This is a genomic window from Myxococcus guangdongensis (assembly GCF_024198255.1).
In the GTDB taxonomy this organism is placed as follows: domain Bacteria; phylum Myxococcota; class Myxococcia; order Myxococcales; family Myxococcaceae; genus Myxococcus; species Myxococcus guangdongensis.
Genome location: NZ_JAJVKW010000002.1, coordinates 1,089,784 through 1,105,769 on the forward strand (window position 1 = coordinate 1,089,784; position 15,986 = coordinate 1,105,769).

General features: G+C 70.1%; 12 protein-coding genes. 8 read left to right on the top strand and 4 right to left on the bottom strand.

Annotated features, from left to right (window positions below; translation table 11 throughout):
- Window positions 1–65: 65 nt before the first annotated feature.
- The 6 genes from LXT21_RS09285 to LXT21_RS09310 all read left to right on the top strand — a co-directional run bounded on the left by LXT21_RS09285 (window position 66) and on the right by LXT21_RS09310 (window position 8,535).
- On the top strand, window positions 66–1,919 hold the full coding sequence (locus tag LXT21_RS09285) for a cytochrome C (RefSeq protein WP_254037727.1): 1,854 nt from the start codon (window positions 66–68) through the stop codon (window positions 1,917–1,919).
- A 28-nt stretch (window positions 1,920–1,947) separates the two neighbouring features.
- The gene (locus LXT21_RS09290; protein WP_254037728.1) at window positions 1,948–3,111 is read left to right on the top strand and encodes an FIST signal transduction protein; all 1,164 of its coding nucleotides are present in this window, start codon (window positions 1,948–1,950) and stop codon (window positions 3,109–3,111) included.
- Window positions 3,112–3,114: 3 nt separating this feature from the next.
- Entirely contained in the window at window positions 3,115–6,054 is a 2,940-nt protein-coding gene (locus LXT21_RS09295; RefSeq protein ID WP_254037729.1) for a response regulator, read from the top strand.
- Window positions 6,047–6,439, top strand: coding sequence for a response regulator (locus tag LXT21_RS09300; RefSeq protein ID WP_046710855.1), 393 nt, complete (start codon window positions 6,047–6,049; stop codon window positions 6,437–6,439). The genes LXT21_RS09295 and LXT21_RS09300 overlap by 8 nt, the downstream gene beginning before the upstream one ends.
- 156 nt (window positions 6,440–6,595) lie before the next feature.
- A complete protein-coding gene (locus LXT21_RS09305; protein ID WP_254037730.1) occupies window positions 6,596–7,495 on the top strand; it encodes a tryptophan 2,3-dioxygenase family protein in 900 nt (299 codons plus the stop codon).
- The gene (locus LXT21_RS09310) at window positions 7,492–8,535 is read left to right on the top strand and encodes a methyltransferase (protein WP_254037731.1); all 1,044 of its coding nucleotides are present in this window, start codon (window positions 7,492–7,494) and stop codon (window positions 8,533–8,535) included. The genes LXT21_RS09305 and LXT21_RS09310 overlap by 4 nt, the downstream gene beginning before the upstream one ends.
- A 177-nt stretch (window positions 8,536–8,712) precedes the next feature.
- On the opposite strand, the gene LXT21_RS09315 is transcribed toward LXT21_RS09310, so the two are convergent.
- On the bottom strand, window positions 8,713–9,414 hold the full coding sequence (locus tag LXT21_RS09315; protein ID WP_254037732.1) for a LuxR C-terminal-related transcriptional regulator: 702 nt from the start codon (window positions 9,412–9,414) through the stop codon (window positions 8,713–8,715).
- Window positions 9,415–9,723: 309 nt separating this feature from the next.
- On the opposite strand from LXT21_RS09315, the gene LXT21_RS09320 reads away from it, so the two are divergent.
- Both LXT21_RS09320 and LXT21_RS09325 read left to right on the top strand, forming a co-directional pair.
- Window positions 9,724–10,953, top strand: coding sequence for a sensor histidine kinase (locus tag LXT21_RS09320; protein WP_254037733.1), 1,230 nt, complete (start codon window positions 9,724–9,726; stop codon window positions 10,951–10,953).
- A gap of 202 nt (window positions 10,954–11,155) precedes the next feature.
- Window positions 11,156–11,560, top strand: coding sequence for a response regulator transcription factor (locus LXT21_RS09325; protein WP_254037734.1), 405 nt, complete (start codon window positions 11,156–11,158; stop codon window positions 11,558–11,560).
- Window positions 11,561–11,567: 7 nt separating this feature from the next.
- Here LXT21_RS09325 and LXT21_RS09330 read toward each other — a convergent pair whose 3' ends face one another.
- From LXT21_RS09330 to LXT21_RS09340, 3 genes are all read right to left on the bottom strand, one after another.
- Window positions 11,568–12,872 carry an ABC1 kinase family protein gene (locus LXT21_RS09330; protein ID WP_254037735.1) on the bottom strand — a complete coding sequence of 435 codons (1,305 nt, stop codon included), beginning with the start codon at window positions 12,870–12,872 and terminating at the stop codon, window positions 11,568–11,570.
- A 78-nt stretch (window positions 12,873–12,950) separates the two neighbouring features.
- On the bottom strand, window positions 12,951–14,795 hold the full coding sequence (locus LXT21_RS09335; protein WP_254037736.1) for a protein kinase domain-containing protein: 1,845 nt from the start codon (window positions 14,793–14,795) through the stop codon (window positions 12,951–12,953).
- A gap of 561 nt (window positions 14,796–15,356) precedes the next feature.
- Complete coding sequence (locus tag LXT21_RS09340) at window positions 15,357–15,848, bottom strand: hypothetical protein (protein ID WP_254037737.1); 492 nt, start codon at window positions 15,846–15,848, stop codon at window positions 15,357–15,359.
- Between the last annotated feature and the right edge of the window lie 138 nt (window positions 15,849–15,986).

A 15,986-nucleotide genomic window follows, 5' to 3' on the forward strand; every position in this document is an offset into this window, starting at 1 on the left:
ACAGGGTCCGCTGGCCGGGGCGCCAATGGCGGTGCCTTCAACCACATGTACGAGGAGAGTCACCCATGGGTGGACTTGGAGCACCCTGGTCCCAGCGCGAAGCGTGTACGCACCGCTCGCTCGGTTACCCCACGGCCCGCCAGACGTTGGCGTGGGCCCTGGTGACGGGGTTGCTGGTGGCCTGCGGCGGACCGGAAGACGTGTCCTTTGATGAGTCCGCGCTGGCGACGGAGCCCGCGCAGGGCACCCCGCAGGCGCAGGCGCTCCTGGGCTGGCCGTGGCCGCCCCTGCCCAAGCCGGTGGGGCTGGCGCTCGAGGTGGACAACGGCAAGGGGCAGCTCTTGCGCGTGCGCGCGGGCTCGAGCTTCTACATCAACCAGATTGATTTGCGCGCCTCGGTGCTGTCCAACCGGGACACGGGGCTCAACGCGCTGAAGACGCAGAGCGACTTCGCGGGGCTGGGCTGGGCGGGGCTCAAGGCCGTGGACGAGGAGCCGGTGCTCCTGGGCAGCCCGGGCGCCTTCACCCGTCGGCGCTTCTACCGGGGCGCGGCGTGGATGGACGTGCCCAGCCTCTTCACGGTGGAGCCCGTGGACTCGCGCGGCCGGCTCACGGGCCTGCCCGTGGTGCTCAACATCGGCTCGGAGGACTCGCGCCGCGAGCGCACCGACGACTTCTTCATCCGCCGGCTGCGCGCCATCCAGTCCATCACCGACTGCCAGTCCCCCACCAATTGCGCGGGCGCGAAGAAGTTCGAGGAGGAGGCGCTGCTGGAGGTGCGCAACGCGTACGAGCACGCCAAGGCGAAGGCCTTCACGCTCACCAACACCACCACCGCGCTGCGGCTGCGCTGGAGCCTGCGCCCCTTCACGCCCTACATCATCCCCGTGGAGCAGGTGCGCGACGCCGACTACACCTATGGCTTCGGCATCGACGTGAAGGCGCTCACCCCGCCGCGCCGCGATGGCACCTATGCCCCAGGGTCCGAAATCACCTTCCAGGTCACCCTGAAGGACGGGGCGGGCAACAGACTGCACCCCGAAGGCAGTCTGCCGTCCTACAATGAGGTCGCGCCGGACGGAAACGCGGCGGGCATCCAGTACTATCGGGCCTTCTTCGATGCGACGACGACGTACTACCGGCGCAAGCACCGGGAGCGGATGTTGATGTCCCAAATCATCGGGCCCGCACAGAACATCCAGCCCATCCGCAGCGTCATCGCGCTCGAGGCCTTCCTGGACCCGGAGGTGGACGAGCAGGTCGTCGCCACCGAGGCGCGCGACGGCGTGTACTCGCAGTTCGCCATCCTCCCGTTCGCCAACATCGTCTTCCGCGGCGCCTTCTTCCCGGAGGAGGGCCTCTGGGACCGGCCCAACACGGACAGGTGGCAGTACAAGATTCCCGCCAACGCCACGCCCGGCACGTATCTGGTGACGGTGAAGGGCCGCCGCACGTACCTGGGCGAGGACCTGCCCGGCTCGCGCACGATTGAAATCCAGGTGGGCACCACGCGCCGCACGGAGGCCAGGCTCACCACGGGCCCGTGCAACAGCTGCCACAGCGAGGGCGGAGAGCTGTCCCAGGTGCTCCACGGCAACGACAACCGCGCCGCGTGCTCGGGGTGCCACGCGCCCCTGGGCTTCGAGCTGGAGGGGCCCGTCTTCGTGCGCACCCACTTCATCCACTCGCGCTCCAACCGCTTCGACAAGCCGCTGGAGCAGTGCGCCTCCTGCCACCTGACGAAGGAGAGCATCCAGCGCACGAGCAAGGCCGCGTGCCTGTCGTGCCACAAGAGCTACCCGAAGAGCCACGAGGCCCAGTTCGGGAAGATTGAAAGCATGTACGTCGGCGGAGGACCCACGTCCTTCGAGCAGTGCACCGGCGCCTGTCATACCCAGCACCCGCGCAGCGGCCTCTAGCCGCCGCCAGACACCCAAGAGGTCCTCCATGGCCCAAGTGAAGATGCAGACGGCTCGAACCACGCTGACGGAGCCGTCCGCGGCCGCGGAGGACCTCTTGAGCCAGCTGGGCAACGTCAAGCCCGTGCTGGTGACCATGTTCGCCTCGCGCAACCGCGACCAGCACGCGCTGAACCGCGCGGTGCGCGAGCGGCTGCCCCCGGGCACGCGCCTGGTCGGCGCGACGACGGCGGGCGAATTGGACAACACCGGCATCCACGAGGGCAGCGTGGTGCTGTCCGCGCTCTCCGGCGACGTGGAGGTGGGCCTGGGGCTGGGCACGCAGCTGTCCGTGGACGCCATCACCGCGGGACAGACGGCCATCAAGCGCGCGTGCGAGGATTTGGGCGTGCGCCAGCAGGACCTGGACCCGCGGCGCTACGTGGGCCTCGTCATCGATGACGGCTTTCGCTACAAGAAGGAGGAGCTGCTGCTCGGCATCCTGGAGCGCAGCCAGACGCTGGTGCTGGTGGGCGGCGGCGCGAGCGACGACAACCGCGACCCGGCCAAGCAGTCCGCGCTGGTGCACGTGGACGGCGAGGTGGCCACCGACGCGGTGCTGGTGGCGCTGTTCCGCACGAGCGCCCCTTGGGCGGCGCTGCGCTCGCACTGGTACGTGCCCACCGGGGAGAAGCTCACCATCACCAAGGTGGACGAGAGCCACACCCGCGCGCTGGAAATCGACGGGCACCCGGCCGCCAAGCGCTACGCCGAAATCCTGGGCGTCAAGGACGTGAAGGACTTGGAGTTCGGCACGCCCGAGGGCTTCGCGGTGCGCCCCACCGCGCTGCGCGTGGGCCGCGAGTACTTCATCCGCGCCGCGTGGCGGCCCCAGGAGGACGGCTCCATCCTCTTCGCCAACCTGCTGGAGGAGGGCACGGAGCTGGAGCTGATGAAGCTGGGGGACATGGCGGGCATGACGCGCGGCTTCTTCACCGACGAGATGCCCCGCAGGGTGCAGAACCCCCAGGCCGCTCTCCTGTTCCACTGCGGCGGGCGCATGTGGTACGCGCATGCCACCAACAGCGTGGCCCAGCTCGCGGAGACCCTGAAGGCCGCACCCACCGCCGCTGGGATGAACGTGCACTTCGAAATCTATTCAGGGTTCCACATCAACACCACGTTGACCGCGCTGGTGTTCGGGGCGAACTGAGCCATGGCCACCTCCCTCCCCCCTTCCGTCCCCGCGACGGACGCCACGTCCCTGTTGCTCGTCGCCAGTGAGCGCGAGTGCCAGCGCGTGGAAGAGGCGCTCGGGCACGCGGGTGTCGTCGCCCACGTCGAGCGCGCCACCAGCGCCCCCGCCCTGGAGGCCGCGCTCGCCCGCCCCTGGTCGCTCGTCGTGTGTGGCTCGGAGCTGCCCGGCCTGGGCTTCGCCGAGGCTCAGGCCCTGTGGCGCAAGCACTCGCGCGAGCTGCCCTTCGTCGTCGTGTCGCGCGAGTGGAGCGACGCGGTGTTGGAGGCCACCACCCGCGCGGGCGCCCGCGACTACGTCAGCGAGGACCGCTTCAACCGGCTGGGGCCCGTGCTGCGGCGCGAGCTGCCCCTGGCCGGGGACCGGCTGCGCCATGACGCCACCCAGGAACAGCTGCATCACGCCAACTGGATACTGGGCAACATCATCGACGCGCTGCCCTTCGTCCTCTTCGTGAAGGACGCGGCGACGCGGCGGCTGGTGGTGGCGAACAAGACGTTCGCGGACGCGTTCGGCGTCACCAAGGAGTGGCTGCTCGGCAAGCTGGACCACGACTACTTCCCGAAGGAGCAGGCCGAGTCGTTCATCGCCATCGACTCGGACATCCTCGCGTCCAAGAAGATGCGCTCGTTCGAGGAGGTGGCGCGCGCCGGCGGCGTGGACCGCATCTTCGCCACGCGCAAGCTGCCGCTGCTCGACGCCACCGGCGAGGCCCGCTACGTGCTGGGCGTCACCGAGGACATCACCGAGCGCAAGCAGAACGAGGAGATGCTGCGCGCGTCCAAGGCGGAGCTGGAGGCGGCCAACAAGCAGCTGGCCGCGAGCCTGGAGGAGATCAAGCGCACGCGCGCGGTGTCCGCCCGCTCGCTGGCGTCCTATCAGCAGCGCGCGCTGCAGATGGAGATCATCCGCCAGCAGAACGAGGACCTGGACCGGCTGGCCCAGGAGCTGGCGGTGGCCAAGCGCAACGAGGAGGAGCGCGCCCGCGAGGCCGAGGCCGCCGCCCGCCTCAAGAGCGAGTTCCTGGCCAACTTCAGCCACGAAATCCGCACGCCGCTCAACGGCATCATCGGCTACTGCGATTTGCTCATGCGCGAGGAGGGCTCGCGGCTGACGGCCCACGGCCGCAGGGACCTCAACGTCGTCAAGACGAACGCCAAGACGCTGCTGGCGCTCATCAACGACATCCTGGACCTGTCCAAGATCGAGTCGGGCAAGGTGGACGTCGTCACCGAGCCCGTGGACGTGCGCGAGCTGGCCGAGGAGTGCATGGCCACCGTGAAGGAGTACCTCAAGGGCAAGGACGTGGCCCTCACGGTGCACGTGGACGCGGCGACGGAGACCTTGCGCACCGACGCGCTGAAGCTGCGGCAGATCATGCTCAACCTGTTGAGCAACGCCGCCAAGTTCACCGAGACGGGCGAGGTGGCGCTGAGCCTGGTCCCCAACGGGGACGAGGTGGTGATGATCGTCGAGGACACCGGCGTGGGCATCCCCGCCGACCAGCTCCCCTTCATCTTCGAGAAGTTCCGCCAGGTGGACGGCTCCACCACGCGCAAGGTGGGCGGCACGGGCCTGGGGCTGGCCATCGTCCGCGAGCTGTCGCGCGTCCTGGGCGGCACCGTCTCCGTGACGTCCACGCTGGGCCGCGGCACCACCTTCACGGTGCGCCTGCCCAACACCACGGACACGGCGCCGACGGGCGCCCAGGCCTCGCAGCCCGTCCCCGTGGCCGAGGTGGCCAGCCACGTGGGCGCGCTCGCGCAGCCGGGCAGCACCGTGCTGGTGGTGGATGATGATCCGCTCATCCAGCAGCTGGTGACGGGCCAGCTGGAGCCCGCGGGCTTCAAGGTGGTGGTGGCCGAGGACGGCATCATCGCGCTCAAGCGGGCGCGGGAGCTCAAGCCCCAGGCCATCCTGCTGGACATCCACCTGCCCAAGCTGGACGGGTGGAGCGTGCTCAGCCAGCTCAAGAGCGAGCCGGCGCTGGCGGGCATCCCCGTCATCCTCATCTCCGTGGAGGAGCAGCGCTCGCGCGGCTTCTCGCTGGGCGCGTGCGAGTACCTGGTCAAGCCCGTGGAGCCCGAGCGGCTGGTGGAGGTGGTGCAGCGCAGCCTGGCCCAGTCGCTGGGCTCGTCCGCGGGGGTGGGCGAAGTGCTGGTGGTGGACGACGACTCGGCCACGCGCGAGCTGGTCAGCCGCAACCTGCGCCGCGCGGGCTTCAGCACCGCCGAGGCCCGGAGCGGCGAGGACGCGCTGCTCAAGGCGCGCGTGTCCCCGCCGTCGCTCGTCGTGTTGGATTTGATGATGCCCAACCTGGACGGCTTCGAGGTGCTCCGGCGCCTGCGCGCCGAGAAGCTCCAGGTGCCCGTGGTGGTGCTCACCGGCAAGTCGCTCACCCCCGAGGAGGAGGCGCTCCTGCGCGACGGCTTCGCCGGCTTCGTGAAGAAGGGCGGCCACGCGCTCGAGGACGTCATCGCGCAGGCGAAGGGCCTGCTGTTGTCCCAGCGCGCCGCGTCCGCGGGGCGGCTGCCGCGCATCCTGTATGTGGAGGACAGTGCCCAGAATCGGGACATCGTCCGCCGCTATCTGGGCGGACTGTTCGAAGTCATCGAAGCGGAGGACGGCGAGCACGGCCTGGAGCGCGCCACGCGCGACAATCCGGACCTCATCCTGATGGACTTGTCCCTACCGCGGTTGGATGGTTGGGAGGCAACACGTCGCTTGCGTGCGGTACCCTCCGTGGCCAACGTGCCGGTCATCGCGGTGACGGCTCACGCGGGGCGTGAATATCAGGACAAGGCGCACGCGGCCGGTTGCACCGCGTACCTCACCAAGCCCCTTGATCGTGACCAGTTGCTCGAGATGATCCGCAAGCATCTAGGGAGAAGCCATGGCTGAAGAAAAAGCACGCGTCCTGGTGGTGGACGATGACCCGGACCTGCTCGACCTCGTGCAGCGCTCGCTGAGCGCGTATGGCTTCGAGGTGCTCACGCACACCTCCGCGCTGGGCGTGTCCAACCTGGTGAGCCAGTCGGAGCCGGACTTCGTGCTCATCGACGTGAACTTCCCCGCCCTCAAGGGCGACAAGGTCGTCAACCTGGCGCGCCAGTACGCGTCCGCCAAGACGAAGTTCATCCTCTACTCGGCGTCCGACGAGTCGAAGCTGCGCTCGCTCGCGCTGGCGTCCGGCGCGGACGGCTACATCTCCAAGAGTGTCCAGGGGGAGGAGCTCGCCAACCGGCTGCGCACCTTCCGCCTCAAGCCGCGCCCCCCTTCACCCTGAAGTCCTCACCGCCGCGCCTCGTGCCCCCCAGGGCCGGGGCGCGGCTCCCCCCGCAACAGCAGCACCCTCGTCGTCGCGAGCCTCTGGCCGTCACCGTCGGGCACGTCTGCTTCGCTCTCCGCCCTGAATGCCCGTTTCTCCCCTCCGGAGGGGTCCATGCACACGTTCAATGATTACAGTCCTGCGGAAAAGTTACGGCGAGAACTGGATGGACCGCTGTTCAACCCCCTGTTGAAGAAGTGGGTGGGGAAGGGGGAGCTGGACTACGAGGTCTATCTGAAGACGCAGCAGCTGTTGTCGCTGCAGTCGCCGGAGGAGGAGCGCGTCTCGCACGACGAGCTGATGTTCCAGGTGGTGCATCAGGCGCAGGAGCTGTGGCTGAAGCTGGGCTCGCGCGAGGCGGTGGAGGTGGTGGCGGAGCTGGACCGGGACTCGCTGTGGGCCGCGTCCGCGAGGCTGGAGCGGCTGGCGCGAATCCTCCGGAGCCTGGAGGCGGAGCTGGTGGTGATGGAGACGATGACGCCGGACACCTACCAGGTCATCCGCCGCAGCCTGGGCAACGGCAGCGGCCAGGAGTCCCCGGGCTACAACACGCTGCGCAAGGCGGCCGAGGGGCTGGAGGGGGCGATGGAGCGGCTGCTGGCGCGGCGCGCTCGCACGCTGTTGGACGTCTACTCGGGCGGCGGGCCGGATGACTTGAAGCGGCTGTGCGAGCAGCTGGTGGACGTGGACGAGGCCTTCCAGGGCTGGTTGTACAAACACTTCCAGCTGGTGCGGCGCACCATCGGCGTGGACCGCTCGGTGAAGGCGCTGGACGGGCTGCCCACGCAGGTGCTGGCGGGGCGGATGACGCTGCCCTTGTTCCGTCAGCTCTGGGACGTGCGCGTGGAGCTGACGGCCGGGTGGCGCCGCGAGGGAGGCCACTCTCCGGGCGCGCGCCGCGACGGCTGCATGGAGGGCGCGATGAGCACGGCGGCCTACACGGCTCCCGCCAGGACGGGCGGGGTGTGCCCGGTGGCGCATGCGGGCTTCACGCCCACCCGGAGCGAGTCGTGACGTCGCAGGCGGGCGGTGCGAATCGCTCGCCTCGCGCGCTCCTGCACCTGCTCTACAACGGCGCCAAGGCGGTGGACGTGCTGACGGCGGCGCTGGAGCTGGGGCTGCTCGACTCGCTGGAGGGCCCCGAGCCCATCACCCTGGCCCAGCTGGCCTCGAAGCATGGCCTGGTGCCGGGCCGGCTCTACAAGCTGCTCGACTGTCTGGAGAGCCTGGGCCTGGTGACGCGCGAGCAGGACACGGACGCGCTCGCGTCCGCGCGCTACCACGCGGTGGAGGGCCTGCGCGACGCGGCCCTGGCGGTGCTGGGGCCGAACGGCCGGGAGACGGACCGCGAGAAGTTCGCCTGGCGCACGCTGCACGGACGGCTGCCGGAGGTGCTGCGCGGGCAACACTCCATCGCCCCCACGGACTTCGACTGGCCCCTGCGCACGCCCGAGCAGCTCGAGGGCTTCGAGACGAGCATGGCGGCGGGCCTGCCGCCGATTCTCGAGGCGCTGCGCCTGCACGCGCCCGTGCTGTGGAGGGAGGACCAGCGCGTGCTCGACGTGGGCGGCGGCGACGGCAGCCTCGCGGCGCACCTGTCCAAAGAGCACCCGGGCCTGAAGGTGGATGTCTTCAACCTGCCGGCGACGCTCGCGCTGGTGGAGCGCACGCGCGAGCGCTTCGGCCTGTCCCCCTCGCGCCTGGGCTTCGTGGCCGGCGACTTCCTGAAGGAGCCGCTGCCCACGGGCTACGACGTGATGAGCTTCGTGCGCGTGCTGCACGACTGGTCCCCCCAGACGGCGCAGGCGCTGCTGCAGGCCGCGTGGGCGGCGCTGCCCTCGGGCGGGCGCGTCATCATCTGCGAGGAGTTCCGCACCCCGGAGCGCCTGGCCGCGCAGTTCTTCTGGACCTACTTCCTCATCGGCGTGGACTCGTGCGTCAGCCGGCTGCGCGAGGTGGAGCTGTACGAGCGGATGCTCTCGCAAGCGGGCTTCCACCGCGTGCGCGTGCTGTCCGGAGGCCCCTTCGAGCTGGTGACGGCCGAAAAGCCCTGACGCGAACAGTGAACGGGCCAGGGCAGCCGCTGCGTTCGGTTCTGCCCTGGCCCGCCGGGGACGGTGTCGCGAAGACCCGCGCGCGGGGGTTTCGGGAGTGGAGCGCCACGGGCTCAAACACCCTCTCATGGGCCCGCGCGCGCGCCCATTGCCTGCAAGTGCTGGCGCACCGCGGTCTCAGATGCCTGCCGGGCGCTGAACGCCCAGTTGCAGCGCGAGCACCGCCAGCTGCGTGCGGTTCTCCGAGCCAATCTTCTTGTAGATGCTGGTGATGTGCGCCTTCACCGTGCGCTCGGTGATGCTCAAGCACGCGGCAATCTTGAGGTTGTCCGCGCCCGCGGCCACGTACCCCAGCACCTCGCGCTCTCGCGGCGTGAGCAGCCCCAGCTCCGCGCCGCCCGTCGGCACGTCCTGCTGCATCAGGAAGCCGGGCAGCGACGGCACCCACGACAGCCCGGGGGGCATCAGCCGCTCCCCTCGCGCCACGCGCGTCACCGCCTCCACCACCTCCGCGCAGCCCACGTTGTGCTTCCAGAGGTAGCCCGCGGCGCCGGCCTGCAGGCACTGCTCCACCACCTCCGGCTCGTGGTGGCTCGACAACACCAACGACTTCACCGACGGATAGAAGTCATGCAGGCACTGCAGCGCCGTCATCCCCGTCGCCGACCCCTCCTGGTCCGGCGGCTCCAGCTTCAGGTCCAACACCGCCACGTGCGGCATCTGCTCACGCACCCTCGCCAGGAAGGGCGGCGTCTGGGAGCAGCGCGCCACCACGTCCATGCCCGCACTCTCGAGGACCAATACCAGACTCTCCCTGAAGACCTGTTGGTCCTCCAGGAGCGCCACCCGGATTCTCTCATTGGAAATGTCTGTCGTCATCATCACTCCAGATGCAAGGAGCGCCCTCGGGATGCACCTGCGACGAGCGTCCTTCCGCGACCTTGTTCATCATGTGATGTTCAAAAGTTGTTCAAGGGCTGTTCAAGGTAAGCCATTCACTGGCGCGCGGGTCCTCCATCCAGGGATGATGTCCATGTCGGGTACCCCTCCGTATGTCAGTCTTTCGCGTCCGGCGCACGGGGGAATGGCAGTACAGTCCACACCCTACATACCCGTGCGGGCTGGAGCTCCGTGAGGGAGCGGGGGGCTCCCTTGCCGCGTGATGCTGGCTGGGTTACAGCTCAACGCATGTCACCCGCGTCATCGACCGAGCATGAGCTGACGGCCATCCTCGAGAAGGTGAACAAGACACACGGACCTGACTTCCAGGACGAGCCCCTGACGCCCTCCCGACACTCCTCCGCCCTGGAAGGCATTGCAGGCGCGGCGGCCCTGCTCCGGGGTGACGCGGTGCTCTATGTCAACCTGCGTTGGCAATCCCTCACACTCGCCCGGGGACCCTGGCGACGTTTGACAGAGCGTGGACAGGAGGAGGGGCCCGCACTGCTCACGCTGCGCAGCGTGGTGGCCGCGGAGGTGCGGGCGCTGGACTCGGCACCGGAGGAGTTGGCCCGCACGTCGCGCTACACCTATGCGGGGGGCCACCAGCAGCTGGAAATCAGCGCCCGTCAGGTCCGCGCGGACCTGACGCCGAAGGTCGTCCTGGTGCTCGCCCGGGACATCACCGAGCAGGCGCGTCAGGAGGAGGCGCTGGAGAAGGAGCGCCGCGCCCTGGCGGAGCGGGAGCACCTGCGCATGCTCAGTGAGCAGGCGTCGGGCATCGCGCATGACCTGAGCAGCCTGCTGGTGGCCATGAAGCTGCGGCTGGAGATGTTGCAGACCCACCCCGGGAAGCAGGGCGGGCAGCAGACGCCGGCCCACGTGGACACGTTGTTGCGCATCGTCGCGGACGCGACGACCCGGCTGACCCGGCTGCGCGACTTCGCGCGCCAGAAGCCCGAGTCCCCGGTGGAGCCGGTGCAGCTGGCCGACGTGGTGCGTGACTCGGTGGAGATCGCCCGGAGCGAGCTGGAGTCGCGGGCCGCGCGCGAGGGGTTGAGCCTGCACCTGGACGTGGACGTGCCCCGGATGCCGCTGGTGGAGAGCTCCGCGGCGGACCTGCGCTGCGTGTTCCTCAACCTGCTGCGCAACGGACGCGACGCCATGCCCCAGGGCGGCACCCTGCGCGTGCGCGGCCACCAGAGCCCGACGGGCCAGGTCATCATCACCGTGGAGGACGAGGGCACGGGCATCCCCGAGCAGCACCTGCTCTCCATCTTCCAGCCCTTCTTCACCACCAAGGGCCAGCACGGCACGGGCCTGGGCCTCTCCATGGCGCACGAGGTGGTGACGCGGGCGAGCGGCACCCTCGTCGCGTCCAACCGCCCGGAAGGCGGCGCCGTCTTCACCATCACCCTCCCCTCGCTGCGGCGGACCGCCACGGGCCGGGGCCGGGCCTCGGAGTACCGCTCCGGCTGAGACACGAACCCCCGTCGGGGTGGACGGGGCGGGTGGAGGCACACCCGGTCCACCCACCACGTCCTGTCACCCGGGGGAGACAGGCCCCTTCGCGAGGGCGGGAGGGGGCGACAGGCGGCCCCCGCCTAGGTGATAATCCGTAGGCCACCCGGCCTGGTGGCGACATCCGGTGGGCGTCGGGCGCCCATGAGGGGGAGGAGTCATGTCGGAGATGAAAATCCGAGTGTTGGTGGTGGATGACGACCAGGAGCAGCTCACGCTCGCGGAGCGCTCGCTGTCGGCGTACGGCTTCGACGTGCGCACCCACCGCTCCTCGTTGGGCGTGTCCAACCTGGTGCGCACGACGATGCCGGACCTGGTGCTGCTGGACGTGAACATCCCGGCCCTCACTGGCGACAAGGTGCTGACGCTCGCGCGGGGGCAGGCCCCGGTGGGCACGCGCTTCGTGCTCTTCTCCGCGTCGGACGAGGCGCAGCTGCGCAAGCTGGCGCTGGAGTCGGGCGCGGACGGCTACATCACCAAGAGCACCCAGGGCGAGGAGCTGGCGCGAAGGCTCCACGCCATCCACGCCAAGGGCCGCGGCCAGGCGGCCTCGTCCGCGCCGTAGCGCGCCGTCAGCCGAGCAGCTCCGCCATCTCCAGGAAGACGCCGCGGAAGTCCCCGCTGGCGCCGATGAGCCGCAGGTTCTGCGCCAGGCCCCCCGTGGAGCGGAAGAACATCACCGCCTCCGGTGGCGGCTTGATTTTCAGGAAGCGGGCCGCGTTGCGCGTGAAGTGGTTGCGCATGTCGCGGGGGATTTCGCAGGTCGTGTAGTCGTACGGCGTGGTGCGCATGGGCCTGCCGGCGATGTGCAGCACCTCGCGGATGAGGTCCGCGGCCTCGTCACCGGGCAGCTCCACCGTGAAGCCCACCTCCAGGCTCAGCCGCAGCACGTCGAAGGGCTCCAGCTTCAGGGACTGCTGGAACATGCGCCGGTTGGCGTCCACGAAGCGCGGGCTGAAGCGCTTGATGGAGCCGAAGTCGAGCAGGCCCAGGCGCCCGTCCGGCATCACCATGAAGTTGCCCGGGTGCGGGTCCGCGTGGATTTCGCCCGCGCCGAAGAAGGGCCCGTACGTCGCGCGGATGAGCTGGCGCGACACGCGGAAGCGCTCCTCGTTGGACGACTCCCGCGTCACCCAGTCCTTGAGCGTCAGGCCCTCGAGCAGCTCCATCGTCAGCACGCGCCCGGCGCTGTGGCCGTCGATGACGCCGGGGACCTGGAGGTCCTCCAGCCGGGCCACGCTCTTCGCGAAGCCTCGGGCGAGCGCCGCCTCGCGCCGGTAGTCCAGCTCCAGCAGCAGCTCGTCGCGGAACTCCTGGAAGTACGCCGAGCCGTCCATCAGCCGCGAGGCCTTGGACATCGTCTTCACGACGAGGCCCAGGTTCTCCATGTCGTGCGTCAGGGACTCCGCGATGCCCGGGTACTGCACCTTCACCGCCACGGAGCGCCCGTCCGCGAGCACCGCGCGGTGCACCTGGCCCAGGGAGGCCGCGGCCAAAGGCTCGCGGCTGAACTCGCGGAAGGCCTCCTCCGGGGGACAGCCCAGCTCCTCGCGCACCACGCGCGACACCATGTCGTAGGACATGGCGGGGGCCTGGTTCTGCAGGCGGGCGAGGACCTGGCGCACCTCGGGGGTGAGCAGGTCCGGGTCCATGGAGAGGGCCTGCCCCAGCTTCATGGCCGCGCCCTTGAGCTCCCCCAGGGTGGAGACGAGCTTCTCCGCGGCGTTCTTGCTGAGCAGCTCCGGCGTGCCACCCGCCAGGCGCTTCGCGCTGCTCTTGAGCACGTCGGTGCCCACCTGCATGGAGAGGCCCGCCAGCTTGCGCAGCCGGGTGAAGCGCCCTTGAGGTGGAAGCGAGTCGTCGGAGTCGGAGGCCATGGGTACAGGGGGGATTAACGAGGAGCCCACCCCGGGACGCAAGGTACGTGGGTCCACCCCTGTCGCCCGGCCGCCCGCCTACCGGGGCGTGGGGGTGTTGCGCAGCCGGGCCCGGAGCATGCGCCAGCGCTTGAGCCCTTCCAAGTCCAACGGGTCCATGCGCACGGCCTGCTCATAGGCGGCGAGCGCCTCCTGCAGCCGGCCCACCGAGGACAGCGCGTCACCGGACAGCCGCTGCACCGCGGCGCGGCCGTCGCGGCCCGGGAACTCCGAGAGGAAGCGGCGGCGGCAGTGCTCCAGCGCGGTGGCGGTGAGGCCCGCGGCGAGGCAGCGCTCCACGCCCTCCACGTTGCCCAGGCGCGCGTCGTACTCCGCCCGGCGCTCCACGTGCCCCAGCACATGCAGCGCCGCGGCCACCCGCTCCCCCACCCGCTCGAACTGGGCGCGCTGGCCCAAGGACAGGTTGCGCGCCTTGAGGGACTCGAGCGCCATGCGGGCACGCTGGGCGCCCACGCGCAGCGTCTCCGGCGTGGCGTCCCGGGGGACCTCCAGCACGGCGTAGTGGTCTCCGGACAGCCGGTTGCGGAAGCCCTGGAGCACCCGCTCCGCCTCGGCGTCCTCGCGCATGGGGGACGGCGGCGGCGTGGGCGGCTCCAGGCGCACGCCGGACTTCAGCCGGGCGAGCGCCTCCTGGAAGGCGGGGGACGTGTCGCGAAGCTGCACGCCGAAGCCCGGCGACATGCGCCAGGCCTTGGCCTGCTCCTCCGTCACGTGGCGCACCACCTGGCCGGTGCAGGCGAGCTCTCCGCCGGGCAGCCGCAACAGGAGCCCCACGTCGGAGAGCAGCGGCGGCGGCGCGGCGGGCGAGTGCAGGAAGAGGCCGGCGCGGCCCACCCACTCGCAGGACAGCTCGTGCGAGTGCGGCGTGCCCGCCATGCGCACCCGGGCGGTGAAGCCGGACGCGGCGGGCTCCGACTCGGGCACCAGCGCGGTGGCGAGCGCGGCGCGCAGGTCCGAGGCCTGGGCGAAGCGGTCCGCGGGGCGCTTGGCCAGGGCGCGCAGGAGCACGCGCGACAGCGTCCTGGGCACGTCCGGGCGCACCTCGTGCGGCGGCACCGGCGGCTTCTGCAGGTGGCCGATGAGCACCTCCGCCGCGGTGCGGCCCGCGAAGGGCACGCGCCCGGTGAGCAGGAAGTAGCCCAGCACGCCCACCGCGTAGAGGTCCGTGCGCGCGTCCACCACGTCATCGCCGCACTGCTCGGGGGCCATGAACTCCGGCGTCCCCAACAGCACGCCCACCTCCGTGGTGTGCACGCCCGCCGGACGCGACAGCAGCTTGGCGATGCCGAAGTCCAGGAGCTTCACGCGGTGGCGACCCTGCGGCCCCGGCACCAGGAACACGTTGGCCGGCTTCAGGTCGCGGTGGACGATGCCGTGCGCGTGCGCGGCGCCCAGCGCGTCACACACCTGCGAGAGCAGGTCCACCACCAGCGCGGGCGGCAGCGGCTCCTTGGCGAAGGCCGCCAGGCTCTGCCCCTCCAGGTACTCCATCACCAGGTAGGGACGGCCGTCGCGCGTGTCCAGGTCGTAGAGCGCGACGACGTTCTCGTGCTGCACCACCGTCAGCGTGCGCGCCTCCGACAGGAAGCGGGCCACCAGGTCCGGGTCCTGCGCCAGGTGCGAGTGCAGCACCTTGATGGCCACGCGCTTCTGGATGAGCGCGTGCTCGGCCAGCATCACCGTGCCCATGCCGCCGCGGCCCAGCTCCTTCAGCAGCCTGAAGTGCCCCAGCTGCTGCCCCACCAGCGAGCCCGGCACGGGCGTGGGGACCGGCGTCAGCGTCTCCACCCGGACGGGCGGAGGCGGCGTCCCCGCGTACAGCATCGTGTTCCCCTCCACCGGCGTGTTCCGGTGCGGACGCACCCAGGTCGGACACTCGCTGGGGTCGGAGTGCGGAGGCACGCAGGAGCAGATGACGTTCTGGACGAACACGGGGCGATTGGGGGACGCGGGGACAGGGTGATGCGGACGACGGATTGCGAGTCGTGTGCCACCCTCGATTCAACCGCGCTGGCACCGGCGCTTCATGCGAAAGGAGTCGAGCAGCTTCGGGTTCCGGACAGTGAGGGAGGAAAGCACCCCTCATTGCTGGAAGTCTCCCCTGCTCTCTCCGCAGAAACTACAGCCATTCGGTTGAAAACTTTACCGCTCGACTCGCATTGGGCGGTTGGGTTTCTGGGATTCCTTTTCTCTCCGTCTCACTCCCATGTTTTGTGGAACACGTTTCACGGCTTTCCTGTCTCGACGCCCCCCTGGAGGAAAGACGCAGGGGGTCGGGTTCCTTGAGTCAAAAGATGTGATGAGGATGAACCGAGGGGCGAAGCGCACCTGGGAAACAGGAAGACCCCTCGGACGGGGCCACGAAGGCGCCGCCGGAGGGGTCTTGGCGAGACGTCATCTTGGCGGGGCCGAAGCCCTCGGGACTCAGCCGATGATGGGCTCGCAGGAGCCGTCGTTCGAGCAGGCCAGATCCGCGCAGCAGGTGACGCCGCCGCCACAAGGTGCTTCGACGGGCGCGCAGGCGCCGGCATCCACGTCGCCACCCGTGCCCGAGTCGGGCTCGCCGCCGGTGCCCGCGTCGGGCTCGCTGTCACATGCGCCCAGCGTGTCGCCGTGTTTGACGTGCGCCTTCACGGCGGCCAGGCCCACGCTGATGGCGTGCGCGTTGGCGGGGTTGCCCGGCGGGATGTGACAGACGGTGACCTTGCCCGAGTCGAGCAGGTGGAGCGGATCATCCGAGTCGACTCCCGAGGCCTGTCCCTCGTCCGTGTCGGGCGAGCCTTCCAGGCCACCGGATTGAGGCGCGCCGGTGGACGGCTCCGCGTCGGGTCCGGGTGAGCCACCGCACCCGCTCGCGAGCAACGCGCACAGGGCCACCACGAGAGAGGGCATCGCAATGAGGTTCAGACGTCGCATGAACGTTCTCCAGTTCCAGGTGTACGGGTGTCGAGCGCCGCGCGAGCCCCCGGAGCCGTGAGCACGGCCGGGCCACACGCCTGGAGCGAGGGAGTCAGCCCATCCGACCACGGCTCCCCGCGAGCACTTCCACCACGC

What these genes read in the sequence shown, in the direction of transcription:
- LXT21_RS09285 (WP_254037727.1), top strand. Translation starts at nt 66, where the DNA reads ATGGGTGGACTTGGAGCACCCTGGTCCCAGCGCGAAGCGTGTACGCAC.
- LXT21_RS09290 (WP_254037728.1), top strand. Translation starts at nt 1,948, where the DNA reads ATGGCCCAAGTGAAGATGCAGACGGCTCGAACCACGCTGACGGAGCCG.
- LXT21_RS09295 (WP_254037729.1), top strand. Translation starts at nt 3,115, where the DNA reads ATGGCCACCTCCCTCCCCCCTTCCGTCCCCGCGACGGACGCCACGTCC.
- LXT21_RS09300 (WP_046710855.1), top strand. Translation starts at nt 6,047, where the DNA reads ATGGCTGAAGAAAAAGCACGCGTCCTGGTGGTGGACGATGACCCGGAC.
- LXT21_RS09305 (WP_254037730.1), top strand. Translation starts at nt 6,596, where the DNA reads ATGCACACGTTCAATGATTACAGTCCTGCGGAAAAGTTACGGCGAGAA.
- LXT21_RS09315 (WP_254037732.1), bottom strand. Translation starts at nt 9,414, where the DNA reads ATGACGACAGACATTTCCAATGAGAGAATCCGGGTGGCGCTCCTGGAG.
- LXT21_RS09320 (WP_254037733.1), top strand. Translation starts at nt 9,724, where the DNA reads ATGTCACCCGCGTCATCGACCGAGCATGAGCTGACGGCCATCCTCGAG.
- LXT21_RS09325 (WP_254037734.1), top strand. Translation starts at nt 11,156, where the DNA reads ATGTCGGAGATGAAAATCCGAGTGTTGGTGGTGGATGACGACCAGGAG.
- LXT21_RS09330 (WP_254037735.1), bottom strand. Translation starts at nt 12,872, where the DNA reads ATGGCCTCCGACTCCGACGACTCGCTTCCACCTCAAGGGCGCTTCACC.
- LXT21_RS09340 (WP_254037737.1), bottom strand. Translation starts at nt 15,848, where the DNA reads ATGCGACGTCTGAACCTCATTGCGATGCCCTCTCTCGTGGTGGCCCTG.